Source organism: Mycobacterium sp. TY814, assembly GCF_030755175.1.
Lineage (GTDB): Bacteria > Actinomycetota > Actinomycetes > Mycobacteriales > Mycobacteriaceae > Mycobacterium.
This window is the reverse complement of the sequence record NZ_JAUFRY010000001.1, coordinates 2,092,435-2,119,130: the sequence shown is the minus strand read 5'-3', so window position 1 is coordinate 2,119,130 and position 26,696 is coordinate 2,092,435. Positions and strand designations below refer to the sequence as shown.

The window sequence follows — 26,696 nt, the reverse complement described above, 5'->3', positions numbered from 1 at the left end:
GTAGGCTCAAGCTGTGCCAGAAGCGCCTAACGACAAGACCGGTGACCGCTCAGCCGCCGGCCGGAGCGTCGTCGCAGTCCTGTTGTACGTGACGGCCCGGCTGCTGCTGTTCGGTGTGGTCACCGCTGCCATCTACGGACTCGCCCGTCTGGTCGGGGTGGCCGATTTCCCGCTTTTCGTTGCCGCACTGGGCGGTCTGATCATTTCGATGCCGTTGGGCATGTGGGTGTTCAGCCCGCTGCGGCAGCGCGCGACGGCGACCCTGGCGGTGGCCGGAGAGCGCCGCCGACGGGAACGCGAGCAGTTACAGGCCCGACTGCGCGGCGAGGCCGTCACACCCGAGGAGTAGCGCTCAGTCGCTGTGCAGCGGCAGTCGCACCACCTGCGCGGCGTAGGTCAGGCCGGCGCCGTATCCGATCAGCAGGGCGAGGTCCTGCGGTTTGGCGGCTCCGGAGTCCATGAGTTCGGCGATCGCCAGCGGGATGGACGCCGCCGACGTGTTCCCGGCGTTCTCGATGTCGTTGGCAACGACGGTGTCCGGTCGCAATTGCAGGTTCTTGACCAGCAGGTCGTTGATGCGGGTATTGGCCTGGTGCGGCACGAATACGTCGATCTGGTCGGGTCCGACGCCCGCTGCCTCCAGAGCCCGCCGCCCGACGTCTCCCATCTTGAAGGCCGCCCAGCGGAACACCGCCGGACCTTCCAGCCGCACGAATGGGCGTGGGCCACTTGGGTTCTGCGCGAAGGTGATCCAGTCGATGTCCTGCCGGATCGCGCTGGACTGTTCACCGTCACTGCCCGCGATGGTCGGTCCGATGCCCTGGAACGGTGTCTCGCCCACCACCACCGCGGCGGCGCCGTCGGCGAAGATGAAGCAGTTGCCGCGGTCGTACATGTCGATGGTGGGGGACAGTTTCTCGGTGCCGACCACGAGCATCCTGCGGGCACCCCCGCCGCGGATCATGTTGGTCGCCGTGCTCAACGCGTAGCCGAACCCAGCGCAGCCCGCTGAGATATCGAAGCCCAGAACGTCTTTGGCGCCCAGGGCCGCCGCGACCATCGGGGCTGCCGGCGGTGTCTGCAGGAAGTGGGTGTTGGTGGTGACGATCACGCCGTCGATGTCCGAGGCACTCAGATCGGCGTTCTTGAGTGCCCGCCGGCACGCTTCGGCCGCCATCGAGGCAGCGGATTCGTCGTCAGCGGCGAACCGGCGAGTCTTGATTCCGGTGCGCGAGTAGATCCATTCGTCCGACGAATCGATGTTCTGGCAAATCTCGTCGTTGGTGACGACACGTTCGGGACGGTATGCCCCGACACTGAGCAGTCCGACGTTCGTGGGGCCACTGACCGTGGCGATCTCCGTCATTACCCGTGTCCTTCCCGCCGCCGCGGCAACTTCCCTGATGCCGCCGGGGCCGTGATCGACTCTAGGCGTGCCCGCTGTACGTCAGCGCGGCAGCCACCGCAATCGACCACACCACCATGGTCAGCCCGGTGTCACGCAGCACCGGGATCAGCTCCGGCCCGCCGCGGCCGGACCGCACCGGACTGTCGGCCCGCAAAGCCAGCGGCGCGGCGATCAGCCCGGCCGCGCACCACGGCGTCGCAAGCATCAGCACCAGCGTCAGCAGACCGGGGACGGCCAGCAGCGTGTGATAGAGCACGCGGGTGCGGCCGTCGCCCAGGCGCACCGCCAGGGTGATCTTTCCGAACTGCGAGTCGGTCGGGATGTCCCGCAGGTTGTTGGCCACCAATACCGATGACGACAGCGCCCCGATGCCCACCGCGAGTGCCAGACCCACCCAGTCGACCCGCAGGGCCTGCGTGTACTGCGTGCCGAGCACCGCGATCAGGCCGAAGAAGACGAATACCGCGACCTCGCCCAGACCGGAATAGCCGTAAGGCCGGGACCCGCCGGTGTAGAGCCACGCCCCCAGCACCGACACGGCGCCCACCGCGATCAGCCACGGGGCGCTGACCAGGGCCAGGGCCAGTCCGGCCACGCACCCGACGAAGAGGCTCACCAGCGCCGCGGTCAGCACCGCGCGCGGGGCCGCCAGCCGCGAACCGACCAACCGCACCGGGCCGGCACGCTCGTCGTCGGTGCCGCGGATGCCGTCGGAGTAGTCGTTGGCGTAGTTGACGCCGACGATGAACGACAGGGCCACAGCCAACGCCAGCAGCGCCTTCCACCACACCGCGCCGTGCAGCCACGCGGCCGCGCCAGTGCCTGCGATCACGGGGCCTACCGCGTTCGGCAGCGTGCGCGGGCGCGCTCCAGAGATCCACTGGGCAAAACTGGCCACCACCGCATCCTGCCCTATGCATAAGATTGCGCGGGTGCTCGGAGTGATTGGCGGTACCGGCTTCTATACGTTCTTCGATTCGGACACCCGCACCGTCCGTCCGGACACCCCGTGGGGGCAACCCAGCGCCCCGATCACCATCGGCGCCGTCGGCGGGCATGAGGTCGCCTTTCTGCCGCGCCACGGCGCCAAGCACGAGTACTCGGCGCACACCGTCCCCTACCGGGCAAACCTGTGGGCGCTGCGTGCGCTGGGCGTCCGGCGGGTGTTCGCGCCCTGCGCGGTCGGCAGCCTGAACCCCCGGATCGAGCGGGGCGCGGTGGTGGTGCCCGACCAGCTCGTCGACCGCACCAGCGGCCGGGCCGACACCTATTTCGACACCGGCGGGGTGCACACCAGTTTCGCCGACCCGTACTGCCCGACGCTGCGCGCCGCGGTCACCGCCCTGCCCGACGTGGTCGACGGCGGGACCATGGTGGTGATCCAGGGGCCCCGGTTCTCCACCCGCGCGGAAAGCCAGTGGTTCGCCGCGGCCGGCTTCAGCCTGGTCAACATGACCGGGTATCCGGAGGCCATCCTCGCCCGGGAACTCGAATTATGTTATGCCGCAATAGCCTTGATTACCGACGTGGATGCCGGCGTGACCGTCGGTGAAGGCGTGAAGGGCGTCGATGTGTTCGCCGAGTTCGGGCAGAACATCGAGATGTTCAAGCAGTTGGTGCGCTCCGCGATCAGTGGCGTCGCGGCCGAGCGCACCTGCACACACTGCCTGCAGCACGCCGGGGTCCCGTTGCCGTTCGAGCTGCCATGAGGGTGCTGCTGACCGGCGCGGCCGGATTCATCGGCTCCCGGGTCGACGCGGCGCTGAAGGCCGCCGGTCATGAGGTGGTGGGCGTCGACGTGTTGCTGCCCGCGGCGCACGGTCCGGACGCAGTCCTGCCGGAGGGGTGTCACCGGGTCGACGTCCGCGATGCCGATGCCCTCGCCCCGCTACTGGCCGGGGTCGACCTGGTGTGTCATCAGGCCGCGATGGTGGGCGCCGGGGTGAACGCCGCCGATGCGCCCGAGTACGGCGGGCACAACGATTTCGGCACAACGGTGTTGCTGGCACAGATGTTCGCCGCCGGCGTCTCGCGCCTGGTGCTGGCGTCGTCGATGGTGGTCTACGGGCAAGGCCGCTACCGGTGTGAGGAGCACGGGCCGGTCGACCCGCAGCCACGGCGGCGCAGCGACCTGGATGCCGGGAACTTCGAGCATCGCTGCCCCCACTGCGGCGAACCCGTCGGCTGGCAACTGGTCGACGAGGACGCCGCGCTGCGCCCCCGCAGCCTGTACGCGGCGAGCAAGACCGCGCAGGAGCACTACGCGCTGGCGTGGGCGGAGGCCACCGGCGGTTCGGTAGTCGCGCTGCGCTACCACAACGTCTACGGACCGGGAATGCCGCGCGACACGCCCTACTCCGGCGTGGCCGCCATCTTCCGCTCCTCGCTGGAAAAGGGAGAACCGCCGCGGGTGTTCGAAGACGGCGGTCAGATGCGTGACTTCGTGCACGTCGATGACATCGCAGCGGCCAACCTCGCCGCGATGACCGCAAGCCCGGGCGGATTCACCGCGGCCAATGTCTGCTCCGGGCGCCCCATCTCGATCCGGGAGGTGGCTGAGGCGTTGTGCCGGGCGCGGGGTGGCGACCTGTCACCCGTGGTCACCGGGCAGTACCGAAGTGGGGACGTGCGACACATCGTCGCCGACCCCGCCCGGGCGGCCGACGTGCTGGGTTTCCGGGCGGCCGTCGAACCGGAGCGGGGATTGCGCGAGTTCGCGTTCGCTCCGCTGCGGTAGCCGACTACGAGGGGTTGTTCGGGGGCCGGAAGATCTTCGGGCGCACCGGTCCGGTGGTCTCGCTGGAACGGAAGATCCGCGGCGCGGGGCCGGGCGCCGACAGCACCGTGGTGGGTGCTTCGTGCTGGGTCCGGGGAGCCCCGAACTGTGTCGTCCTGGCCTCCGACGGCGGCGGCGGAGCACCCGGGCGGGTCGGGATGGGGGCCGGGGGACGGTTGCCGGCGACCGGACGCTGAATCGGCCGCCGCCGGCGCCGCGGTTTGCGGATCTGTGCCGCGACGATGATCGCCCCGAGGATGAACAGGGACAGGCCGCACAGCGTCACGTCGAAGGTGCTGGTGATCTGCTGGGCCAGATCGTTGCCGTAGACCGGGCTGACCGACGCCGCCTGCTCGAAGCGCGGTGCCAGCACGACGCCCAGGATCACCCGGGACACCGCCAGGGTGAACACCAGCCCGCCGAGCCACGTGATCAACCGCGACCGCAGTGCCCCGGAGGCCAGTCTGACGCGTAGCCACAGCGCCAGCACCCCGGTCATCACATCGAAGGTGGCCAGCGTCAGGGAGTTGTACGGGAAGGTGGGGTAGTTCAGCATGACTGCGACCAGCAGATCGGTGATTCGCATCAGCGCCGAACCGAAGCACCAGACGACGATCAGCGTCAGGCCTTTGCGGATCGCGTTGCGCCACACCTCCCGGTCCCGGTACACCTCCGGGCCGCTGAAGAGTGTCAGCGGCATAAACAGGGCCGCTGCCGCCGCCCAGGCGAGGTACCCCTCGTAGCCCACACCCGCCGTCGAGGTGTTCTGCGCGATGCCGTGGAACGCGTCGATCTCGCGGCCGGCCGGCATGGCCCACACCAGCATGCCGGCGAGCAGCGACGAGACGCCCAGGGCGAAGATCGCGAACCGGGATGCCGGGGTGTTGCGCAGGATCCAGCGTGAGGCCACCAACACCGCTGCCAGGGCGACCACGCCGTAAACCACCGCGCTGAGAATGACCGTCGTATTACGGGTGCCGAACGCCTCCGAGCCGCCTGCGTTCTGCAGCGCATAGCGGATCCGCCAGCACAGGTTGAAGCCGGCGCTCAACGACGCGCCGAACATCGAGACGTAGCCCAGTAACCGGGCGCCGCGCAGCCAGCGTTCGTAGCGCGTCTCTTCGATGGTGGGGGTGGTCAGGGCCGGTTGCGCTGCCAGCAGTGCGCCAGCAGCGCCCAGCCAGCCGCCCGGTCCGACGCCGCCCGGCACGTGCACGGTGCCACCCGACATGATCGATTCGACGACGTCGTAACCCACGAAACCCACGACCAGCAGCAGGTAGGGAACGTTGAGGATGAGTCGCAGCCGCGCGCTCGCGCCCGTGTCCTTCTGACCGCGTGTCACCACCAGCGAGAGCAGCGACAGCAGTGTCACCGACGCGAGCAGCCCCCACCACAGCAGGCTGCTGTCGGGGACCCCCAGGCCGAAGTACAGATTCCAGGGGAACACCAGGGCGAGCAGCAGGAGCAGAAGGGCGGCCATATCGCGGAAAGCGTTGCGCCGCTGTGCGAGCGAATTGCCAGGTTGTGGGCCCTGACCTGGCCGGTTGTTACCCGGCGGGCCGGGGGCCGCCGGTCGTGCACCCACGATGGGGCCGGTCGGCGTGTCATCGGTGTTCAGGCTCACGATGCCCCCCAGGGATCGAGGTCGGGTACTGCTGGGGCAGGTTCAGTGGTGGCACAAGGGAACCCCCTGCCGGGCCCGCTGCGTTGTTCCCTTGCGAACATATTCTCCATTCGGATGTACGGCAGTGGCTGTGAACAGGTTATGAACGTGTACGGGATCGTTGGTGAGCATCCCTAGGGGGTGGGAATCCGATTACGCTGCGCTCATGGGGGTTGCCTTAACGCCCGAATAATGGATATTGCCGACGGTACAAAGTGTAGTGAAGCCGGGACATTGCTGGTTCTGGGGTAGCCAGCCGAAGGGGAGCCGTAAATGGATGTCGTGTTGGGGGTGGCCGTCACCGGCCAGGTCGCACGCCTGGCTCTGGTAGAGGCGGCCGCCCGCGGTAGCCAGGTGCTCGACCAGTCGACGGTGGAGCTCTCGGCTGACCCTGTCGCGGACCTGACCGAAACCGTGGTCGGCACCAATCGGTTGCTGGCTGACGAAGGGCACCGGCTGGTGGCCACCCGCCTGGTGTGGTCGGACCAGTTCCGGGCCGACCAACTGCGTCAGGCGCTGGACTATGCGCGCGTTCCCAACGTCGAGGTGGTTTCGGAGTCCAAGGCGGCCGGCGCGCTGCTGGGGCCGGGACGGGCCGCTGCCGCGGTGCTGCTGATCGGTAATGAGACGGCAAGCTTCGCGGTCTCGGGGGATCCGGACTCGCCGCCGACCGTGTTGGCGTCGACGCCGGTGGAGAACGACCCGGGTGCGACGTTCGACACGCTGATGGCCCAGATTCCCGGGCAGGCCGGCAGCCCCAACGATGTGCTGGTGGTGGGCAGCTCGCCCGAGCAGACCGCGATGTTCGCCGACCACCTGCAATCTGCCTCGACGATGGGCGTGCAGATCCCGCCCGATTCCACCTTCGCGCTGGCCCAGGGTGCTGCGGCCGATGCGACGATGGCTGCTCCGGTGATACCTGCCGACGGGCCGGCCGGCGTCGCGGGTTCGTCGCTCAACGCTCCGATGGGTCAGCAGGGATTTGCCGGCGGCGGGCCCGGTGGCGCGCCCACGTCGTCCCCGGACGCGTCGGGATTGTCGGCCGGTGGCCCCGGTGGCGCGCCCACGTCGTCCCCGGACGCGTCGGGATTGTCCGCCGGTGGACCGGGTGGTGGTCCCACGTCGTCCCCGGACGCCTCCGGGTGGGCCGCGACGATGGCGCAACCGTCGCTGTCCGGCGGTGGCGGGCCCACGTCGTCCCCGGATGCGCCTGGTCTGTCGGCCGGCGGACCCGGTGGCGGTCCCACGTCCTCGCCGGATGCGTCGGGACTGGGCGCGACGATGGCGCACCCTGGCCTGGCCAATCAGGCACATGGGCACCAGGGGTTTGCCGGCGATGCGACCATGGCCGCTCCGACCGCCTCTCCGGATGCCACCATGGCGGCGCAGGTCCCGGGCGATGCCACCGCCTTCCTGGATCCCGGAGTGTCTTCGCCCGACGCCGGCCAACCTGGCGGCGGTGACGAACAGTTGGCCTATTCGCAGGCCAGCGAGTACGACATTCTTCCGGTCGACACCGATGGCTTCGGCGATTACGGGGACGGCTACGACGAGTACGACGACGGGTTCGACGAGGACGACCCCGAGGCGGCCGGCGGGAAGCCGCACAACCTCAGGCGACTGCTGATCAGCAACGCGGTGATGGGGTTCGCCGTGCTCGGGTTCGCTTCGCTGGCCGTCGCGGTGGCGGTCACCGTCCGCCCGACCGCCTCCACGCTGCCCGTCGAAGGACACCAGAACGCCCAGCCGGGCAAGTTCATGCCGCTGTTGCCGACCGAGCAGCAGGCGCCGGTGCCCCCGCCGCCGCCCGATCTGCCCACCGCAGGTTTCCAGGGCGGCAGCATTCCCGCCGTGCAGAACGTTCCGCGTCCGGCGCCCGCCGCTCCCGCACCGGTGCCCGAGCCGGCCGCCCCGGTCCCGGTTCCGGCGCCGCTGCCGGTGCCGATCTTCATTCCGCCGTACCCGGGCTGGCAGCCGGGCATGCCGACCTGGCCCATCGTGACGCCGCCGACCACGCCGCCGACGACGCAGTACACGACGCCGCCGACGACACCTCCGACGACGCCTCCCACGACTCCGCCGACCACGCCGCCGACGACACCTCCGACGACGCCACCCACGACTCCGCCGACCACGCCGCCGACGACACCTCCAACCACGCCGCCCACGACGGCGGCGACGACGCCGCCGACCACGGCGGTGGTGACTACTCCGCCCACCACGTACGCGCCGCAGCCCTCCACCGCAGCCCCCGCGCCTACGACCTACGCGCCGCAGCCCACGACCGCAGCCCCGCAGCCGACGTATGCGCCGCAGCCGACGCAGGCACCGCAGCCGACGTATGCGCCGCAGCCCACGCAGGCGCCGCAGCCGAGAACCCAGGCGCCGCAGACCCAGGCACCGCAGACCGTGGCCCCGAAGCCGCCGACGCAGCAGGCGCCCAAGCCGCCATCAGGCGGCAGCGGCGGCAGTGGCGGCAGCGGCGGCAGCGGCGGCAGCGGTCCCCGGTGAGCTGACCCCGCGACGTCAGGATTTCTCATGTCCGATGTGACTGTCGTACTGCCCTGCCTCAACGAAGAAGAGTCTTTGCCGGCGGTACTCGACGCCATCCCGCCCGGGTACCAGGCGCTGGTGGTGGACAACAACAGCACCGACGGCACCGCGGCGGTGGCTACCCGCCACGGCGCCCGGGTGGTCGCCGAGTCGAGGCCCGGGTACGGCGCTGCCGTTCATGCGGGTGTGGTCGCCGCGACCACACCGATCGTCGCGGTGATCGACGCCGACGGCTCGATGGATCCCGGTGACCTGCCCCGGCTGGTCGCCGAGCTGGACCGTGGAGCCGACATGGTGACCGGGCGACGCCGCCCGGTGCCCGGCCTGCACTGGCCGTGGGTAGCCCGGGTGGGCACCGTGGTGATGAGCTGGCGGCTGCGCACCCGCCACCGGTTGCCGGTGCACGACATCGCGCCGATGCGGGTGGCCCGGCGTCAGGCGCTGCTGGATCTGGGCGTCGAGGACCGGCGATCGGGCTACCCGCTGGAACTTCTGGTTCGCGCCGCGGCCGCGGGCTGGCGGGTGGTCGAACTCGACGTCAGCTACGGCCCGCGCACCGGCGGCAAATCCAAGGTCAGCGGATCCCTGCGGGGCAGCATCACCGCGATCCTGGACTTCTGGAAGGTGATTTCGTGACTGTGCCGGTCACTGTCCTGGTGGTCGCCAAAGCCCCCGAGCCCGGACGCGCCAAGACCCGGCTGGCCGCGACGGTCGGCGATCATATGGCCGCCGAGATCGCCGCCGCCGCGCTGCTCGACACGCTGGACGCGGTGGTCGCGGCGCCGGTGGCCGCCCGGGTGGTGGCCCTGACCGGTGACCTGGACAACGCTGCCGCATCGGCCGAGATCCGGGAGCGGCTCGGCGCGTTCACCGTCATCGGACAGCGCGGCGACGATTTCGCCGACCGTCTGGCCAACGCGCACGCCGACGCCGGCACCGCCGGCTACCCGGTGCTGCAGATCGGGATGGACACGCCGCAGGTGAGCGCGCAACTGCTGTCCGAGTGCGCCCGCACGCTGACCGAGTCGATGGCGGTGCTGGGAATGGCGCTCGACGGTGGCTGGTGGGTGCTCGGGGTGCAGGATCCGGCTGCCGCTCAGTGTCTGCGGGGTATCCCGATGTCGCAGTCCGACACTGGTGACCTGACGTGTAAAGCCCTGCGGGACAATGGGATTGATGTGGCTATGGTGCAGCCGCTGGCCGACATCGACGTGATCGAGGACCTCGCCGCGATGCGTCAGGCGTGTGAGCCGGGCAGCCGCTTCGCCCGCATCACCGAGGGCGTGGCTACCAGTTCGTGAAGATGATGCTGTTCAGCACCAGCGCCCCGGCGGCGTTGACGGCCAGCCAGGCCCGGTGGGAGCGCACCGGTAGCAGCGCCGGTGCGGCGGTGAGCCACACGGTGAACGGCAGCCAGATCCGCTCGGTCTCGGCCTTGCTCAGCATGCTCAGGTCGGCGCAGATGACCGCCGCCAGCGTCGCCAGCAGCAGCAGGTGCAGGCCGGAGCGTCGCCGGACGGCGGCGGCGTCGAACACCCTGGTGATGCCTGCCACCGACCCGAACCCGATCGAGCACACCACGCACGCCAGGTTGGCCCAACTCCAGTACTGGAACGGCCGGTCCTTGGCGATGCCCTGCCAGTAGCGCTGCTGCACCAGGGTGTAGCCGTCGAACCAGTAGAACCCTGCGACGGCGAAGGTGGCCGCCACGGCCACCGCGGCCAGCACGGCCGGCCCCAGCGCGCGGAGCGCCGCCCGCCAGTCGGCCGCCGAAAGCAGCACCGCAAGGGCCGGCAACCCGATCAGCACCAGGCCGTAGCTGAGGAAGATCCCCCAGCCCAGGACCAGCCCGGCGGCCGAGCCAACCAGCGCCGGAAACCGGACGCCGCCGTGCACTGCCAGCGCCAGCAGCGCGATGCCCCAGGACGCGACACCGGCGAAGTAGCCGTCGGCCGACACCGCGATCCAGATTGCTGTCGGGGCCACCGCGACGAACGGGGCTGCGCGGCGTGCGGTCCGCTCACCGGCCAGTGCGCGGACGGCGACCAGCACGGCCGCCGCGGCGCTGGAACCCACCAGCAGGCACCACAGCCCGGCCCAGGCTCCGCCGTGCAGGCCGATCCGGTCCAGCCACACGAAAGTCAGCAGCGCGCCCGGCGGGTGACCGGAGACGTGCGTGGTCCAGGAATGCGGCTGGAAGTCGACGATCCGGCTCGCGAAGGTCCGCAGTGTCGCCGGGATGTCGGTGATCCCCGGCACCTCATAGAGGTATTCGTCCCGGGTCGTCAGGCGGCCCGCGAAGCCGCGTTGCCAGCCGTCGATCATCGCCAGCGAAAACGCCCACGCGGCCGCGGTTGCCCAGCTGCCGGCCAGCAGGACACGCCAGGAAAGACGTTGTGCCGCAACGGGACCCCACAACACCGTGGCGGCCGCGATGACGATCGCCGCCGCGGTGCCCCATCCGAAATGGATGTCCCAGTAGCCGAAGATCGGCGCGGCGCCGGCGCGCATCGCGAACCGCTCCAGCCCGATATCCGACCGTGGCTTGACGCCCACGTTCATCCGGGGCAGCACGAACGCGGCAGCCACCAGCACGGCCGCGGTCGCGACCGCCAGTGTTTCCCGGCGCGCGATCTTCACACCAGCAGCCTATTGAAAGAAAGCAGCCTATTGACCGAAGCGCCGCGCCAGCGCCCGGCGGTCGACCTTGCCGATGCCGCGGCGCGGCAGCTCGGAGACCACCTGCAACTCCCGGGGTGCGGCCGTGGCGTCCAGCGTCAGCCCGACGTGGTCGCGCAGCTCCTGCAGCGTCGGCGCGCAGAATCCGGCGCGGAGCACGACCGCCGCGGCGACCCGCTGGCCCAGCCGGGGATCGTCGAGCCCGAAGACGGCGCAGTCGGCTACTGCGGGATGGGTGAACAGCGCCGCCTCGACCGGTCCCGGCAGGACGGTCAGTCCGCCGGTGCTGATCGCATCGTCCACCCGGCCCAGCACCGTCAGGACACCCGAATCATCCAGGGATCCAAGGTCGTCGGTGACGAACCAGCCCGCGTCGAACGGGTCCGGATCGACCGGGTTGCGATAGCCCTTGGCCAGCGTGACGCCGCCCAGCGCGATGCGGCCCTTGTCGCGGATTTGCAGTTTCACCCCGTCCAGCGGGACGCCGTCATAGACGCAGCCGCCCGCGGTCTCGCTCATTCCGTAGGTGCGTACCACCGTGATGCCGGCCGCGGTGGCGGCCTCGAGCACCGGTTTGGGAGCGGGCCCACCGCCCAACAGGATCGCGTCCAATTCCGCCAGCGCAACTGTGGCGGCCGGGTCGGCCAGCGCCTTCGCCAGCTGGGCCGCAACCAGCGACGTGTACCGCCGCCCGGAGCCCAAACGTTTTACCGCGCTGGGTAATTCGTTTACATCGAAGCCGGCCGAGACATCCAGCTCGACCGGTTCCGAGCCTCCGAGCAGACTGCGGATCAGCACCTGCAGCCCCGCGATGTGGTACGGCGGTATGGCCAGCAGCCAGCGCCCCGGTCCGCCGAGTCGACGGTAGGTCGCCGACGCGCTCGCGCGCAGCGCGGCCGCCGTCAACAACGCCCCCTTGGGTGCGCCGGTGGTCCCCGACGTCGTCACCACCAGGGCGACGTCGTCGTCGATCTCCTCACCGACCCGCAGGCCGCGCACCGCGGACTCGAAGCCGTGCTCCGGCGCGGCGACCAGTGCGGAATCCGTGCCGTCGAGCACCCGCTGCAGCGCGGGTAGCAGCTGCCGGGTCGCCGAACCCGGTGAGACACTCAGTGCCCGCAGGGTGGCTATGCGTGGTCTCCGTTGTCGCGCATGTCGTCGAGGGGCCAGCCCTGGGCGGCCAGCCGCTTCCGGACGCGCTCGACGTCGTCCGGTGCGGGCAGTTCGTCGGTGAGCTGAGTGATCGCGACGCCGATGTCGATCTTGTCGATGTTGAATTCACCGCGCCGCATCAGCTCGTTGGCCACCGTGACGATCTCGTCGTTGGTCAAGCGGCGGGCCAGCAACGCCAGCACGGCAAAGGAATCCGTCGGCGGAATGCCGTCCGGATACCCCGCTCGCAGCCACGAGACGATCGAACTGAGAAAACGGTTCATTGTGCGATCAACTTACCCCCCCGCACCAGCACAAAAACGTGGTCGATGAGGAACTCCGCGTTACGGTTTGGCGCCCAGGAACGGGTAGTGGGTGTGGTGGGCGATGAAGTCTCTGGCGATGTAGAGCACACCGAGGATGACCACCACGAGAACTACCGCGTAGATCAGCCAGGCGGCGGCAGTCAGCAACGGCCGCTGCTTGCCGGCGATCCCGTCGGCGCTCAGGCTGCCGCTGCCGACGGCCTGCAATCGGACGCCCAAGGCGAACAGCCCCGGTAGCGCGGCGCCCGCCAGCAGGCTGAAGACGAGGATCTTCACCGTCGCTCCGTAGTTGAACCAGGCGTTCATGAGGCGTTCCGGGCGGGGATCTGGCCGTCGGAGCCGTACTGACGTGCCGGCGGTGTTGGCGGTGTCGGCGGCATCGGACCGGGTGGCGGCGGTGGGGGCGGCAGCTCGTGTTCGTCGGCGCCGTCCAGACCGGCCGTCAGGTGGCCCTCCCAGTCGGCATTGACGTTCTTGTGGTCGACCTTCACCCGCCGCGACCGCAGGTAGATGGTGGCCGCGACCGCGATCAACAGCGAGAAGCCGACGATCGCGCCGGGGTAGCCGCCGATGAAGTGCACGATCCAGTAGGTGACCGCCCCGACCAGACCTGCCAGCGGCAGCGTGACCAGCCATGCGGTCGCCATTCGGCCCGCGACCCCCCAGCGGACCTCGGCGCCCGGCTTGCCCACCCCGCTGCCCAGCACCGAGCCGGTGCAGACCTGAGTGGTGGAAAGCGCGTACCCGAAGTGGGCCGACAGCAGAATGACTGCGGCCGATGATGATTCAGCTGCCATCCCTTGCGGCGACTTGATCTCGACCAGTCCCTTGCCCAGCGTGCGGATGATCCGCCAGCCGCCCAGGTAGGTACCGCCGGCCATCGCCAGCGCACAGCACACGATGACCCACAGCGGCGGCATGGACGATGTTTTGCTGACCGACCCGTAGGACATCAGGGCCAGGAAGATCACACCCATCGTCTTCTGCGCGTCGTTGGTGCCGTGTGCGAGCGAGACCAGCGACGCCGATCCGATCTGACCCCGTCGGAAGCCCGCCTCGGTGCGCGCGTCGGACGTGCCGCGGGTGATGCGGTAAACCAGCCAGGTGGCGGCGGCGCCCACGACGATCGCCAGCAGCGCGGCGATGACCGCCGGGATGAGGACCTTGGAGATCACGCCCTTCCAGATCACCCCGTGCCCGCCGACCGCCGCGATCGTCGCACCGACGATGCCGCCGATCAGTGCGTGCGAGGAACTCGACGGAATGCCGAGCAGCCAGGTGAGCAAATTCCAGACGATCCCGCCCACCAGGCCGGCGAACACCAACTCCAGCGTGACCAGGTTCGCGTCGATCAGTCCCTTGGCGATCGTCGCCGCGACGGCCGTGGACAGGAAGGCGCCGATCAGGTTCAGCACGGCGGAGAGTGCCACCGCCACCTTCGGCGCCAGTGCGCCGCTGGCGATGGAGGTCGCCATGGCGTTGCCGGTGTCGTGGAACCCGTTGGTGAAGTCGAATGCGAGTGCGGTGATCACGACGATGATCAAGAGGAACAGCTGAATGTTCACAGGCCCTGATTCTTGTGGTCGGAGTATCCCTTGTCGAACGAATGACTAGGGGAAATGCAGGAATATCGCGAGTCGTCGCCAGATGTTACCTATCAGTTCACCATCGGTTCGTTCCCGCTCACTGCCGGGTGTCCGCGCGCAGCGGATGACCTTGCGGAACCTCGATGAAAATCAGGGTGACGCCGTCGGGATCGGTCACGTGCATCTCATGCAGGCCCCACGGTTCGCGACGGGCCTCGCGGGCGATCGGCACGCCCCGGCCCCGCAGCTCGTCCTGGGTTGCCGCCAGGTCGCGCACCTGCAGCCACAGCGCCCCGGGGAACGGACCGTTGGAATGGTCCGGTTCGCCGAAGCCGGCCAGTTCCAGCAACGACTGGCCGGCGAAAAACACTGTGCCGGCGCCGTATTCACGGGCGATCGCCAGCCCGATCTCGTCGCGGTAAAAGGCCAGCGAGCGTTGATAGTCCGCCGGTCGGAGCAGCATGCGGCTTGCCAGGATCTCCATGCATCGTGTCTAGCACCGGTCGCGCAGGGTCGCCACGCCCGGGCCGGTCAGGTCGGCGCAGGCCGCAGCGCGCCCGGTCATGGCCAGCAGCAGCGATAGCAGCGGCCCTTCGACCGCCTCGCCCCGTCCGTGCCGCCAGTCCTGGTCGGTGGCGCGGAGCGCGAGACCGGAGATGCGGTTCTTGGCGCCGCTGAGCATGTTTGAGCCCTTGTAGAAGTCGATTACCTGGCGGACCGCGTCCGGCGGGTAAGCATGCGCGATGCCGAGCGGGCGCCGGATGTCCGCACCGTGAATCACGATCTCGCCCAGCCAGGAAACCTGGGGACCGGGCGGCGCCGAGGTGGAGTGAACCAGGCCACGGAAGTCGGCGAGCGTGGCGGCCGGGTCGGGGCCGCGGTGCTCCTCGAGCTGCTTACTGGAGAACTTGGAGAAGCTGAAGCCTGCCTTGGCCATGCCGGCGAAGAACTTCACCGCGGTCATCGATGCCGTGGCGGACAGGTGGGCGACGACATCGCGGATCGTCCACTTGGCGCACAGGGAGGGCGTGTCCCATTGCGCGGGGGTCAGCACGGTCAGGTCATCGGCGAGGGCGCCTCGCTCGGCGGCGATGGTGGTCCAGATGTCTGTCACGGCACCCTCCTCGGCTCAGGCGTGTTGGTTGTTGCGGGCCTGCATCAACGTGTTGACCCAGCGCGGCCCGACGGTGTTCAGGGCCTTGGCCGCGATGGCCATCCGGGGCGCTATCTGCACCGGGCGGGTGCGTGCCGCGGTGATCATCCACTGGCCCGCCTCTTCCGATGTCAGTGCCGGCATGCCTTCGTAGGCCTTGGTCGGCGCGATCATCGGGGTGGCCACCAGCGGGTAGTAGAGCGCCGTGGAGTGCACCCCCTTGGGGCCCCACTCGGTTTCGGCGATGCGGGTGACCGAGGTCAACGCCGCCTTGGACGCGTTGTACACCGAGAACAATGGTGCAGCCTCGTTGAGCACACCCCACGTGGAGACGTTGATGATGTGGCCGTCGCCGCGCTCGATCATGCCGGGCGCCAGCCCGCGCATCAGGCGCAGCGGAGCGTAGTAGTTGAGCACCATGGTGCGCTCGACGTCGTGCCAGCGTTCCAGCGATTCGGCCAGCGGCCGGCGGATGGACCGGCCGGCGTTGTTGATCAGGATGTCGATGCCACCGATGCGCTGTTCGACCTCGGCAACCAGGTTGTCGATGGCGTCCATGTCGGAGCAGTCACAGGGAATGGACAACGCCGTGCCGCCCGCGGTGGTGATCCGGTCGGCGAGATCGTCCAGCAGATCACGGCGCCGGGCGACGACGACGACGGTGGCGCCGCGCTCGGCGAACTGTTCGGCCGCCGCCTCCCCGATGCCCGACGACGCGCCGGTGAGCAGAATGCGCTTGCCCTGCAGGTCGATGGGTTTGATCGCCGGCCGGTTGAGCAGCACCTGGGGCGTCACCGGCGGGCGCATGCTGGCCAGCACGATCTGATCGGTCAAGCGGCGCAGCGGACTTTTACTCACGGTGGGAGTCTAGGCGGGCCTTCGACGGCCGCGCCGGGCGCCTGCCGGAGTAGCAGAGCGTGGACTAACAGTGCGGCGTGATGGCGTTTCTGCTTGCGCATCAACCATTTTCAGTTCCGAAGGTTGTCGGTGCCCCTTCGTAGGATTGGGGCATGCCATCGAGTTCGCCAGCGGAGATCGCCGAGGTCCTCGGCGGGCTCGAGGCATGTGCGGAGCGCTTGTGCGAGCTGACTTTTGAGGCCCCCGATACCGCGGGGCTGTTGGGCATCATCGAGGGCGTGCACCGGGTGATCCGTAAGCTGCGCGTCCCGGGCCACCGGGTCATCAACCAACTCACGACAGAGGCCACCAACGAGGAGTTGGGCGGCAACCTGGGGCAGGCATTGGCCGACCGGCTGCGGATCTCCAAAGCCGACGCGAACCGGCTGATCGCCGAGGCCGCCGACCTGGGCCCGCGCCGCGCCCTGACCGGCGAGCCGTTAGCCCCGGTGCTGCCCGCAACCGCCGCCGCGCAACGCCGCGGCCACCTCAGCGACGCCAACATCGCCGCTATCCGCAAATTCTTCGCCACGCTGCCCGATGCCGTGGACGCCGCCACCCGCGACTACGCCGAACGCCAATTGGCCCTGGCCGCCAGCGGCTTTCGCCCCGACGAACTGGCCGAGTACGCCCGCGTGCTCAAAGACTGCCTCAAACCCGACGGCGACTTCCTGCCCGAGCAACCCGAGCGAGCCCGCACGCGCGGCATCACCATCGGCCGCCAGCAACCCGACGGCATGTCGCAGATCCGCGGGCTGATCACCCCCGAACTGCGCGCCACCCTGGAACCCGTCGTCGCCAAACTCGGCGCCCCCGGCATGTGCAACCCAGACGACGAACACCCCGTCACCGACGGCAAAGCGCCCGCCGACGCGGTCGACCGCGACACCCGCACCCACGCCCAACGCACCCACGACGCCCTGCACACCGGACTGCGCACGCTGCTGGAATCCACAACCTTGGGCCGACACCACGGGCTGCCCACCACCATCGTCGTCACCACCACCCTGGCCGAACTCGAAGCCGGCGCCGGACGAGCCCTGACCGCCGGAGGCACCCTGCTGCCCATGTCCGACGTCATCCGGCTGGCCTCGCCAGCCCATCACTACTTGGCCATCTTCGACAAAGACAAGACCCTGGCCCTCTACCACGGCAAACGCCTGGCCTCCCCCGAACAACGCCTGACCCTGCTGGCCAGAGACCGCGGCTGCACCCGCCCCGGCTGCACCGTGCCCGGCTACTGGACCCAGGTCCACCACCTCGAAGGCTGGATCAACACCCGCCGCACCCACATCGACGAACTAGCACTCGCCTGCCCACCAGACAACCGCCTCGTCGAACTCCACAAATACACCACCCGCCGCAACATCCACGGCATCGCCGAATGGATCCCACCCAAACACCTAGACTTTGGGCGGCCCCGCACCAACTGCATGCACCACCCGGAACGGCCCCTCACACCCGACGGGGATGACGATGTGCCGTATCGCGGGCTTCGGCTCAGAAGTTGCTCAGAAGTAGCGCGGGAACGGGCTCCAGTCCGGCGGGCGCTTCTCCAGGAACGCGTCGCGGCCCTCGACGGCCTCGTCGGTCATGTAGGCCAGCCGGGTGGCCTCCCCGGCGAACAGCTGCTGGCCCACCAGCCCGTCGTCGAGCAGGTTGAACGCGAACTTCAACATGCGTTGTGCCTGAGGCGATTTGGCGTTGATCTCGGCCGCCCACTGCACCGCAACCGTTTCCAGCGCGCCGTGGTCGACCACGTCGTTGACCGCCCCCATGTGGTGCATCTGCTCGGCGGTGTACGTCCGGCCGAGGAAGAAGATCTCGCGGGCGAACTTCTGGCCCACCTGACGGGCCAGGTACGCGCTGCCGTAGCCACCGTCGAAGCTCCCGACATCGGCGTCGGTCTGCTTGAAGCGGGCGTGCTCGCGGCTGGCCAGGGTGAGGTCGCAGACCACGTGCAGACTGTGACCACCACCGGCGGCCCAGCCGTTGACCAGGCAGATCACCACCTTCGGCATGAACCGGATGAGCCGTTGCACCTCAAGGATGTGCAGCCTGCCGGCCCGCGCGGCGTCGACCGTGTCGGCGGTCTCGCCGCTGGCGTACTGGTAGCCGCTGCGCCCGCGGATGCGCTGGTCCCCGCCGGAGCAGAACGCCCAGCCGCCGTCCTTGGGTGAGGGCCCGTTGCCGGTCAGCAACACCACGCCGACGTCCGATGACATCCGCGCGTGGTCGAGCACCCGGTAGAGCTCGTCGACCGTGTGCGGCCGGAATGCGTTGCGCACCTCGGGACGGTCGAACGCCACCCGCACCGTCGCGTCGCGCACATGGCGGTGATAGGTGATGTCGGTCAGATCGTCGAAGCCATCGACGAGTCGCCACTGTGCGGCGTCAAAAGGGTTGTCACTCAAGGCTCTTGAACTCCATCCTGGTCGATGGTCCGCTCGCCGCAACTGATCGTCTGGGCGGTCGTCACCACGGGGTCGTGCGCTGACGCGGCCGTCAGGGTATCGGATGCACCCGTGGCGGCCCACAGCCCGTTGAGGTCGATCTCGGTGCGTCGCACGGTCCACCGACCGCCGCTGTCCAGCGCCTGCAGTGCCACGAGGTGACGTTCACCGCCGAAGTCGCCGCAGCCCACGCCGGTGCCGTTGCCCGCCAGATTCTCCAGGTCGAACACGAACGGCCTGCCATAGTGACTATCGACGACGGTTTGCAAGCGGCACTCGGCGAAGGTGTACAGCGGGGCGCTGCGGCCCAGGCTGGCGATCACCTGATGCCCGTTCTGCACGTCAATCGCTAACGCGCGCAACGGTATCGGGCTGGCGGAAACAATCGGGACATCGCTGTCGGCCCCGCTGGCGGTGGCGATCCCGACGGCGCGCGTCATGGCGCCCTCCGGTCCTTGCCACTTGCCGACCCACAGGGTGTCGGGCAGGCCGTCCCCGTCGACGTCGCCGATCTGTCGGGTAGCGGCGCCGGGCGGGGGAGGGGTGCCGCCGGCCGGGCACCCCGGTGCGGCCGTCGCGCGCGGCACCCCGGCCATGCAGAAGGCCGCGGCGAGCGTAGCGGTGACCAGTACACGCAGCGTCATGTGTCGAAGCGGAATACGGCGCAGCGCCCGGCGAGTGCCTCGAACTCGTCAGGACGGCCGTCCTGGACGAGGCCGGAACGCTTCATGAATCCCACGCCGGTCGGCACCTCGGTGGGGAACGCCCGCAGCACCGGTCTGGCGTCGGCGGCGGAGAGTTCGACCAGTCGGACACGTTCGCTCTGGCGCCCGCGGGTGAGCGTGACTTCGCCTGCGGCCCTGACGTTTTGGACCCAGTCGGCGCCCGGGAACCCGGCCACCACGTACTGCTTGCCGTCCAAGGTCATCGGCGTAATGGGTGTCGAGCGCGGCTTGCCGGACTTTCGGCCCGGCACGGTCAACACCACCGGACTCTCTCCGCCGAAGTTCATGCCCAGCTTCGACATCTGGATGAACACCTTGTTCAGCGGCTTGAGCCACCAGGGTGGCTTGATGTGCTCGCTCATGTTCGCCAGCGTAGCCACCGTGGCGTCGCCGAATGTGCGGCCAGCTTCACACTCGGCAGCGAATGTGCGGCCAGCTTCACGCTCGGCACAGAGAATTAGCCCACCGCGCGGCCGGCGCCCTCCCAGAACTGCGCCCGCACCGCCTTCTTGTCGGGCTTGCCCAGCCCGGTCAACGGCAGCGCGTCGACGACCACCACCCGTTTGGGTGACTGCACCGAGCCCTTGCGCTCCTTGACCGCCGCCTGAATCTCCGCGGTCATCGTCTCGATCGACGCCTCGTCGGTGGCCGCGTCGGCGCGCAGCACCACCACCGCAGTGACGGCCTCACCCCACTTCTCGTCGGGCGTACCGACCACGCAGGTCTGCGCGACGGCCGGGTGCTCGGCGATCACATCCTCGACTTCGCGCGGGAAGACGTTGAACCCACCGGTCACGATCATGTCCTTGACCCGGTCGACGATGAAGTAGAACCCGTCCTCGTCCTCGCGGGCCATATCGCCGGTGTGCAGCCAGCCGTCCTTGAACGCTTCGGCCGTCGCTTCGGGCTTGTTCCAGTAGCCGGCCGCCAAAAGTGGCCCGCTGACGCAGATTTCGCCCGGCTCACCCTGCGGCACCGGCTTGCCGTCCTCGCCCAGCAGCGCCACCCGCGCAAACAGCGTCGGACGTCCACAGGAGGTCAGCCGCTTCTCGTCGTGGTCGGCCTTGGCCAGGTAGGTGATCACCATCGGCGCCTCCGACTGGCCGTAATACTGCGCGAAGATCGGCCCGAAGCGGCGGATCGCCTCCGCCAGCCGCACCGGGTTGATCGCCGAGGCGCCGTAGTAGACCGTCTCCAGCGAGGACAAGTCCCGGGTGTGCGAATCCGGGTGGTCCATCAGCGCGTACAGCATCGACGGCACCAGCATGGTGGCCGTAATGCGTTGTTCTTCAATGACTCTCAACACTTCGGCCGGGTCGAACTTGGCCAGCACCACCATCTCGCCGCCCTTGACCACGGTGGGAGTGAAGAAGGCGGCGCCCGCGTGCGACAGCGGGGTGCACATCAGAAACCGCGGGTGCTCGGGCCATTCCCATTCGGCCAGTTGGATCTGGGTCATGGCGGCGATGTTTCCGGTGGTGCCGATCACGCCCTTGGGCTTGCCGGTGGTGCCGCCGGTGTAGGCCATGCCGCCGATGTTGTCCGGTGGCAGGTCGGCGACCACCAGGGGCTTGGGCTCGAACTTGGCCGCCTCGGCGGAAAGGTCAACCGCCACCCCCCGCAACGCTTCAGGGACGGGTCCGATGGTCAGGATTTGCTTGAGCGAGTCGACCTTCTCCAGCAGGCCGAGCGCGCGTTCGACGAACATCGGGTTGGGGTCGATGATCAGCGCGCTGGCGCCGGAATCGGAGAGCACATAGGCGTGGTCATCCAGTGAGCCGAGCGGATGCAGGGCGGTACGCCGGTATCCCTGCGTCTGACTGGCACCGAGGATCATCAAAACTTCGGGCCGGTTGAGCGACAGCAGCCCGACCATGACGCCGGAACCGGCGCCGAGGGCCTCGAATGCCTGCACGTATTGGCTGATTCGTTCGGCGAGCTGACCACCGGTGAGCGTGGTGTCGCCGAGGAAGAGCACCGGACGGTTCTTGTGGCGCTTGAGTGCGCCCGCGAGCAGATGGCCGTTGTGAGTCGGGTTGCGCAACAAATCGACACTCATATCCCAAGACTAGAACGTGTTGCAATTCCGCTTTTTCGCGCCCTCGGTCAGTAGGATTTGCCCACATGAACGCCGCTGACACGGTCATCACCGGAACCGTACTGACCGTCGACGAAAATCGCCCCACCGCCGAGGCGCTCGCCATCGCCGACGGCCGCATCATCGCGGTGGGGGACCGCGCGGACGTCGCCCGGTACATCGGGCCGGACACCCGCACGATCGACATCGGCGACGGCTGCGTCATGCCGGGATTCATCGAGGCCCACGGGCATCCCCTGATGGAGGCGATCGCGCTGTCCGACCGGATCATCGACATCCGCCCGGTCACCATCCGCGACCCGCAGGACGTCGTCGAGACGATCCGGAACGAGGCCGCGCGCCGGGGAGCCGACGGCGCCTACCTCAACGGTTGGGACGCCCTGCTGCAGCCCGGCCTTCCCGACCCGACGCTGAGCTGGCTGAACGACATCGCCCCGGACGGTCCGCTGGTCATCATCCACAACTCCGGCCACAAGGCGTACTTCAACTCGCGCGCCGCCGAACTCAACGGCCTCACCCGGGACACACCCGATCCCAAGGGCGCCAAGTACGGCCATGACGCGAACGGCGACCTCGACGGCACCGCCGAAGAGATCGGCGCCGTGTTCCCGCTGCTGGGCGGGGCGATCCAGGCGGGCAACTACCCGGACATGCTGCGCGCCGAATGTGCGCGCCTGAACCGCGCCGGCCTGACCACCTGCTCGGAGATGGCCTTCGACCCCAAGTTCAACCCGCTGATCGAGCAGCTGCGCAACGACCTGACCGTGCGGCTGCGCACCTACGAGGTCTCCAACGCCCAGATGTCCACCGACGCCACGCCGGGTGAGGGCGACGACCTGATGCGACAGGTCGGCATCAAGATCTGGGTCGACGGCTCACCCTGGATCGGCAACATCGCCCTGTCGTTTCCCTATCTGGACACCGACGCAACCCGCTCGGCCGGCATCACGCCCGGTTCCTGCGGCTGCGCCAACTACACCAAAGAGCAGCTGCGCGAAATCGTCGGGGCGTACTTCCCCAAGGGCTGGCAGATGGCGTGCCACGTGCAGGGCGACGCAGGTGTCGACACCATCCTCGACGTCTATGAAGAAGTCCTGCGGCACCATCCCCGCGACGACCACCGGCTGCGCCTTGAGCACGTCGGCGCCATCCGGCCCGAGCAACTGCAGCGCGCCGCCGCGCTCGGCGTCACGTGCAGCATCTTCGTCGACCAGATCCACTACTGGGGCGACGTCATCGTCGACGGGCTGTTCGGGCCGGAGCGCGGATCCCGCTGGATGCCGGCCGGCTCGGCCGTGGCCACCGGCATGCGCATTTCGCTGCACAACGACCCGCCCGTCACCCCCGAGGAACCGCTGCGCAACATCAGCGTGGCCACCACCCGGGTGGCGCCGAGCGGCCGGGTGCTCGCGCCCGAGGAGCGGCTCACCGTCGACCAGGCGATCCGGGCCCAGACCATCGACGCCGCCTGGCAGTTGTTCGCCGACGACGTGACCGGCTCGCTGGAGGTCGGCAAGTACGCGGATCTGGTGGTGCTGTCGGCCGACCCGCGGGCGGTGCCTCCCGAGCAGATCGCCGACCTCGAGGTGCGTGCGACGTTCCTGGCCGGTAGGCAGGTCTACGGGCAGTGATGCCCGATCTGCAGGAGCTGCTGGATCGCCTGCACGTGGTGGCGCTGCCGATGCGGGTGCGGTTCCGCGGCATCACCACCCGCGAACTGGCGCTGATCGAGGGCCCGGCCGGGTGGGGCGAATTCGGGGCGTTCGTCGAATACGAACCACCCGAGGCCGCGCACTGGCTCGCATCGGCGATCGAGGCTGCCTACGGCGAGCCGCCGCCGGTACGACGCGACCGCATCCCGGTCAACGCGACGGTGCCGGCCATCGAGGCCGCCGAGGTGCCCGACGTGCTGGCCCGATTTCCCGGTGCCCACACCGCCAAGGTGAAGGTGGCCGAGCCGGGGCAGAGCCTTGACGACGACGTCGCCCGGGTCAATGCCGTCCGGGGGCTGATGCTGACAGTTCGGGTGGACGCCAACGGCGGGTGGAGTGTCGAGGAGGCGGTGCGGGCCATCTCGGCGCTGACCGCCGACGGCCCGCTGGAGTACGTCGAACAGCCCTGCGCCACTGTCGCCGAACTCGCCGAACTGCGTGCGCGGGTCGACGTCCCCATCGCCGCCGACGAGAGCATCCGCAAGGCCGACGATCCGCTGGCCGTGGTGCGGGCCGGCGCCGCCGACGTCGCGGTGCTCAAAGTTGCTCCGCTCGGCGGCATTTCGCCGATGCTGGCAGTCGCCGCGCAGATCGACATCCCGATCGTGGTGTCCAGCGCCCTGGACTCGGCGGTCGGGATCAGCCGCGGTCTGGCGGCCGCGGCGGCGCTGCCGGAGTTACGTCACGCCTGCGGACTGGGCACCGGCAGGCTGTTCGTCGATGACGTCACCGATCCGGTCGTGCCCGTCGACGGGTTCCTTCCGGTGGGCCCGGTGACGCCAGATCCTGCCCGGCTCGCTGCATTGAGCGCGCCGGTGCATCGGCGACAGTGGTGGATCGACCGGGTCAAGGCCTGCTACCCGTTGCTTGTACCGTCGATCGGGTGATCAACCTGGCTTACGACGACAAGGGGACCGGTGAGCCGGTTGTCTTCATCTCCGGTCGCGGCGGTGCGGGACGCACCTGGCATCTGCACCAGGTGCCGGCGTTTCTGGCGGCCGGCTACCGGTGTGTCACCTTCGACAACCGCGGAATCGGCGCCACCGAAAACGCCGAAGGCTTCACCACCCAGACCGTGGTCGCTGACACCGCGGCGCTGATCGAATCGCTGGGGGTCGGTCCGGTACGGATCGTCGCGGTGTCGATGGGCTCCTACATCGCCCAGGAACTGATGGTGGTCCGCTCCGAACTGGTGAGCTCGGCGGTGTTAATGGCCACCCGCGGGCGCCTGGACCGTACCCGCCAGTTCTTCCACCAGGCCGAGGCGGACCTCGACGCCGCCGGCGTCGGGCTGCCCGCCACCTATGACGCGAAAACCCGCTTGGTGGAGAACTTCTCCCGCAAAACCCTGAACGACGACGCGGCCATCGCCGACTGGATCGCGATGTTCAGCATGTGGCCGACCAAGCTCACCCCGGGCTACCGCTGCCAGCTCGACATCGCCCCGCAGACCAACCGGTTGCCCGCGTACCGCAATATCGCGGCTCCGGTGCTGGTCATCGGCTTCTCCGACGACGTCATCACGCCGCCCTATTTGGGACGCGAGGTCGCCGACGCGCTTCCCAATGGCCGCTACCTGCAGGTCCCCGACACTGGGCACCTGGGTTTTTTGGAGCGGCCGGAGGCGGTTAATGCGGCCATGCTGAAGTTCTTCGCCGGCACGACGGCCTGATTGCCGAAGGTCCTAAACCGGGTCAAAGCGCTCGATCCGGTATACCTCGCCCATCCCCCGGAGCCGAGCTGTCGCGCGATGGTGAAACCTGCAAAGACGTCGCCATCGGCCAGCGGCATAACCGCAGATCCAACTGATCGGCTCGCTCCGTAACCGGTCGCCGGCTGTGACACCCTGTAGAGGTGAACCCCTCGACGACCCAGGCGCGCGTCGTCGTCGACGAACTGATTCGCGGCGGCGTGCGCGACGTGGTGCTGTGTCCCGGCTCACGCAACGCGCCGCTGGCCTTCGCACTGCAGGACGCCGACCGGGCGGGCCGGCTCCGGCTGCACGTGCGTATCGACGAGCGCACCGCCGGTTTCCTGGCCATCGGCCTGGCTATCGGTGCGAACGCGCCGGTCTGCATCGCCATGACGTCGGGCACCGCGGTCGCCAATCTCGGACCGGCGGTGGTCGAGGCCAACTACGCCCGGGTGCCGCTGATCGTGCTGTCCGCCAACCGGCCGTATGAGCTGCTGGGCACCGGCGCCAACCAGACCATGGAACAACTCGGCTATTTCGGCTCTCAGGTGCGGGCCACCATCAGCCTGGGCCTGGCCGAGGGCTCGGCCGAGCGGTTGCCCGCTCTCAACGCCGCCTGGCGCTCGGCGACCTGCCGAGTGTTGGTGGCCGCCAAGGGTTCTCGCACGGCCAATGCCGGGCCCGTGCAATTCGACATCCCGCTGCGCGAACCTCTGGTACCGGACGCCGAGCGCGTGAATGCGCCCACTCCGGCCGGGCGCCCCGACGGCAGGCCGTGGACCTACACGCCACCGGTCACCTTCGATCAACCGCTGGAGATCGACCTCACGCCCGATACGGTCGTCGTCGCCGGCCACGGCGCGGGTGTGCACCCCAACCTGGCCGCGCTGCCGACCGTCGCGGAGCCCACGGCGCCACCTGTCGCCAACCCGCTGCATCCCCTGGCGTTGCCGCTGCTGCACCCGCAACAGGTGATTATGCTGGGCCGCCCCACGCTGCACCGCCCGGTGTCGGCGCTGCTTGCCGATTCGGCAGTGCCGGTGTTCGCGCTGACGACGGGGCCGCGCTGGCCCGACGTGTCAGGCAACTCGCAGGCCAACGGCACCCGGGCAATCACCACCGGAGCTCCCGACCCGGCGTGGCTGCGCCGCTGCGCCGAACTCAACCGGCACGCCGTCGCTGCAGTGCGGGGCCAACTTGCCGAGCACCCGCTCACCACCGGCCTGCACGTGGCCGCCGCGGTCGCCGATGCGTTGCACCTCGGGGATCAGCTCGTACTCGGTGCGTCGAACCCGGTTCGTGACGCCGCACTGGCCGGGCTGGACAATCGTGGGATCCAGGTGCGGTCCAACCGTGGCGTGGCCGGCATCGACGGCACCGTATCCACCATCATCGGAGCCGCGCTCGCGTATGAGCGGATCGGCAACCCCGAGGACCCGCCGCGCACCGTCGCGCTCATCGGTGACCTGACGTTCGTGCACGACAGTTCGGGGTTGCTGATCGGGCCTACTGAACCGACCCCGCGAAACCTGACCATCGTGGTGTCCAACGACAACGGCGGCGGCATCTTCGAACTGCTCGAGCAGGGCGACCCGAGGTTCTCGGACGTGTCGGCCCGGATCTTCGGCACCCCGCACGACGTGGACGTCGGCGCGCTGTGCCGCGCGTACCACGTAGAGAGCCGACAGATAGAACTCGACCAGCTGGCGGCCGCTCTCGACGAGCCCGGTGGCGGTATGCGGGTATTGGAGGTCAAGGCCGACCGGTCGTCGCTGCGGCGGCTGCACGCAGCCATCAAGGCCGCTCTGTGAGAAGACTC

The 26,696-nt window shown here is 69.1% G+C and carries 25 protein-coding genes and 1 pseudogene; 11 read left to right on the top strand and 15 right to left on the bottom strand.

The genetic code is table 11. From position 1 onward, the window contains the following. Window positions 1–13: 13 nt before the first annotated feature. Window positions 14–349: a DUF4229 domain-containing protein gene (locus QXH22_RS09350; protein WP_306242489.1), complete on the top strand. Its 336-nt coding sequence runs from the start codon at window positions 14–16 to the stop codon at window positions 347–349. 3 nt (window positions 350–352) lie between these two features. Here QXH22_RS09350 and fabH read toward each other — a convergent pair whose 3' ends face one another. Both fabH and QXH22_RS09340 read right to left on the bottom strand, forming a co-directional pair. Next, the gene (gene fabH, locus QXH22_RS09345) at window positions 353–1,366 is read right to left on the bottom strand and encodes a beta-ketoacyl-ACP synthase III (protein ID WP_306242487.1); all 1,014 of its coding nucleotides are present in this window, start codon (window positions 1,364–1,366) and stop codon (window positions 353–355) included. 61 nt (window positions 1,367–1,427) lie between these two features. Next, a complete protein-coding gene (locus tag QXH22_RS09340) occupies window positions 1,428–2,306 on the bottom strand; it encodes a 1,4-dihydroxy-2-naphthoate polyprenyltransferase (protein WP_306275431.1) in 879 nt (292 codons plus the stop codon). Between the two features lie 34 nt (window positions 2,307–2,340). On the opposite strand from QXH22_RS09340, the gene QXH22_RS09335 reads away from it, so the two are divergent. Then, window positions 2,341–3,117 (top strand): S-methyl-5'-thioadenosine phosphorylase, encoded by a 777-nt coding sequence (locus QXH22_RS09335; RefSeq protein WP_306242483.1) that lies wholly within the window; start codon window positions 2,341–2,343, stop codon window positions 3,115–3,117. Further along, window positions 3,114–4,145: an NAD(P)-dependent oxidoreductase gene (locus QXH22_RS09330; protein ID WP_306275430.1), complete on the top strand. Its 1,032-nt coding sequence runs from the start codon at window positions 3,114–3,116 to the stop codon at window positions 4,143–4,145. Before QXH22_RS09335 ends, QXH22_RS09330 begins: the two co-directional genes overlap by 4 nt. A gap of 4 nt (window positions 4,146–4,149) precedes the next feature. Here the strand turns inward: QXH22_RS09330 and QXH22_RS09325 are convergent, their stop codons facing one another. Next, complete coding sequence (locus tag QXH22_RS09325) at window positions 4,150–5,667, bottom strand: hypothetical protein (protein WP_306244443.1); 1,518 nt, start codon at window positions 5,665–5,667, stop codon at window positions 4,150–4,152. A 456-nt stretch (window positions 5,668–6,123) separates the two neighbouring features. On the opposite strand from QXH22_RS09325, the gene QXH22_RS09320 reads away from it, so the two are divergent. The 3 genes from QXH22_RS09320 to QXH22_RS09310 are packed head-to-tail and all read left to right on the top strand — an operon-like array spanning window position 6,124 to window position 9,704. Beyond that, window positions 6,124–8,361 carry a hypothetical protein gene (locus QXH22_RS09320; protein ID WP_306275429.1) on the top strand — a complete coding sequence of 746 codons (2,238 nt, stop codon included), beginning with the start codon at window positions 6,124–6,126 and terminating at the stop codon, window positions 8,359–8,361. Between the two features lie 27 nt (window positions 8,362–8,388). Beyond that, window positions 8,389–9,039 carry a glycosyltransferase family 2 protein gene (locus tag QXH22_RS09315; protein ID WP_306242478.1) on the top strand — a complete coding sequence of 217 codons (651 nt, stop codon included), beginning with the start codon at window positions 8,389–8,391 and terminating at the stop codon, window positions 9,037–9,039. Continuing rightward, entirely contained in the window at window positions 9,036–9,704 is a 669-nt protein-coding gene (locus QXH22_RS09310; protein WP_306242476.1) for a DUF2064 domain-containing protein, read from the top strand. Before QXH22_RS09315 ends, QXH22_RS09310 begins: the two co-directional genes overlap by 4 nt. Here QXH22_RS09310 and QXH22_RS09305 read toward each other — a convergent pair. The 8 genes from QXH22_RS09305 to QXH22_RS09270 form a co-directional block, all read right to left on the bottom strand. Continuing rightward, the gene (locus QXH22_RS09305; RefSeq protein WP_306242474.1) at window positions 9,691–11,043 is read right to left on the bottom strand and encodes a hypothetical protein; all 1,353 of its coding nucleotides are present in this window, start codon (window positions 11,041–11,043) and stop codon (window positions 9,691–9,693) included. The genes QXH22_RS09310 and QXH22_RS09305 overlap by 14 nt on opposite strands. Before the next feature lie 27 nt (window positions 11,044–11,070). Next, window positions 11,071–12,141 carry an o-succinylbenzoate--CoA ligase gene (gene menE, locus QXH22_RS09300; protein WP_306242472.1) on the bottom strand — a complete coding sequence of 357 codons (1,071 nt, stop codon included), beginning with the start codon at window positions 12,139–12,141 and terminating at the stop codon, window positions 11,071–11,073. A 68-nt stretch (window positions 12,142–12,209) separates the two neighbouring features. Next, on the bottom strand, window positions 12,210–12,518 hold the full coding sequence (locus tag QXH22_RS09295) for a DUF3349 domain-containing protein (protein WP_306242470.1): 309 nt from the start codon (window positions 12,516–12,518) through the stop codon (window positions 12,210–12,212). A gap of 60 nt (window positions 12,519–12,578) precedes the next feature. Beyond that, complete coding sequence (locus QXH22_RS09290; protein ID WP_306242468.1) at window positions 12,579–12,866, bottom strand: hypothetical protein; 288 nt, start codon at window positions 12,864–12,866, stop codon at window positions 12,579–12,581. Further along, on the bottom strand, window positions 12,863–14,125 hold the full coding sequence (locus QXH22_RS09285) for an inorganic phosphate transporter (protein ID WP_306242466.1): 1,263 nt from the start codon (window positions 14,123–14,125) through the stop codon (window positions 12,863–12,865). Before QXH22_RS09285 ends, QXH22_RS09290 begins: the two co-directional genes overlap by 4 nt. A 118-nt stretch (window positions 14,126–14,243) precedes the next feature. Beyond that, the gene (locus QXH22_RS09280) at window positions 14,244–14,630 is read right to left on the bottom strand and encodes a VOC family protein (protein ID WP_306242465.1); all 387 of its coding nucleotides are present in this window, start codon (window positions 14,628–14,630) and stop codon (window positions 14,244–14,246) included. 9 nt (window positions 14,631–14,639) lie between these two features. Beyond that, complete coding sequence (locus QXH22_RS09275) at window positions 14,640–15,260, bottom strand: maleylpyruvate isomerase family mycothiol-dependent enzyme (RefSeq protein ID WP_306275428.1); 621 nt, start codon at window positions 15,258–15,260, stop codon at window positions 14,640–14,642. 15 nt (window positions 15,261–15,275) lie between these two features. Then, window positions 15,276–16,157, bottom strand: a complete 882-nt coding sequence (locus QXH22_RS09270) for an SDR family oxidoreductase (protein ID WP_306242461.1) — start codon at window positions 16,155–16,157, stop codon at window positions 15,276–15,278. A gap of 152 nt (window positions 16,158–16,309) precedes the next feature. Here QXH22_RS09270 and QXH22_RS09265 point away from each other — a divergent pair. Next, window positions 16,310–17,674 (top strand): annotated as a pseudogene (locus QXH22_RS09265) (HNH endonuclease signature motif containing protein); the annotation flags it as partial. A 33-nt stretch (window positions 17,675–17,707) separates the two neighbouring features. Here QXH22_RS09265 and QXH22_RS09260 read toward each other — a convergent pair. The 4 genes from QXH22_RS09260 to fadD8 form a co-directional block, all read right to left on the bottom strand. Then, window positions 17,708–18,610, bottom strand: coding sequence for a 1,4-dihydroxy-2-naphthoyl-CoA synthase (locus tag QXH22_RS09260; RefSeq protein ID WP_306275427.1), 903 nt, complete (start codon window positions 18,608–18,610; stop codon window positions 17,708–17,710). Continuing rightward, complete coding sequence (locus tag QXH22_RS09255) at window positions 18,607–19,293, bottom strand: hypothetical protein (RefSeq protein ID WP_306242455.1); 687 nt, start codon at window positions 19,291–19,293, stop codon at window positions 18,607–18,609. Before QXH22_RS09255 ends, QXH22_RS09260 begins: the two co-directional genes overlap by 4 nt. Next, complete coding sequence (locus QXH22_RS09250; protein ID WP_306242453.1) at window positions 19,290–19,736, bottom strand: nitroreductase family deazaflavin-dependent oxidoreductase; 447 nt, start codon at window positions 19,734–19,736, stop codon at window positions 19,290–19,292. Before QXH22_RS09250 ends, QXH22_RS09255 begins: the two co-directional genes overlap by 4 nt. 95 nt (window positions 19,737–19,831) lie before the next feature. Further along, window positions 19,832–21,433, bottom strand: a complete 1,602-nt coding sequence (gene fadD8, locus QXH22_RS09245; RefSeq protein WP_306242451.1) for a fatty-acid--CoA ligase FadD8 — start codon at window positions 21,431–21,433, stop codon at window positions 19,832–19,834. Between the two features lie 65 nt (window positions 21,434–21,498). On the opposite strand from fadD8, the gene QXH22_RS09240 reads away from it, so the two are divergent. The 4 genes from QXH22_RS09240 (at window position 21,499) to menD (ending at window position 26,688) form a co-directional block, all read left to right on the top strand. Beyond that, complete coding sequence (locus QXH22_RS09240) at window positions 21,499–23,103, top strand: amidohydrolase (protein ID WP_306242449.1); 1,605 nt, start codon at window positions 21,499–21,501, stop codon at window positions 23,101–23,103. Then, window positions 23,103–24,071 (top strand): o-succinylbenzoate synthase, encoded by a 969-nt coding sequence (locus QXH22_RS09235; RefSeq protein ID WP_306242447.1) that lies wholly within the window; start codon window positions 23,103–23,105, stop codon window positions 24,069–24,071. Before QXH22_RS09240 ends, QXH22_RS09235 begins: the two co-directional genes overlap by 1 nt. Continuing rightward, window positions 24,068–24,856 (top strand): alpha/beta fold hydrolase, encoded by a 789-nt coding sequence (locus QXH22_RS09230; RefSeq protein WP_306242445.1) that lies wholly within the window; start codon window positions 24,068–24,070, stop codon window positions 24,854–24,856. Before QXH22_RS09235 ends, QXH22_RS09230 begins: the two co-directional genes overlap by 4 nt. Before the next feature lie 182 nt (window positions 24,857–25,038). After that, window positions 25,039–26,688, top strand: a complete 1,650-nt coding sequence (menD, locus tag QXH22_RS09225; RefSeq protein WP_306275426.1) for a 2-succinyl-5-enolpyruvyl-6-hydroxy-3-cyclohexene-1-carboxylic-acid synthase — start codon at window positions 25,039–25,041, stop codon at window positions 26,686–26,688. The last annotated feature ends 8 nt before the right edge of the window (window positions 26,689–26,696 follow it).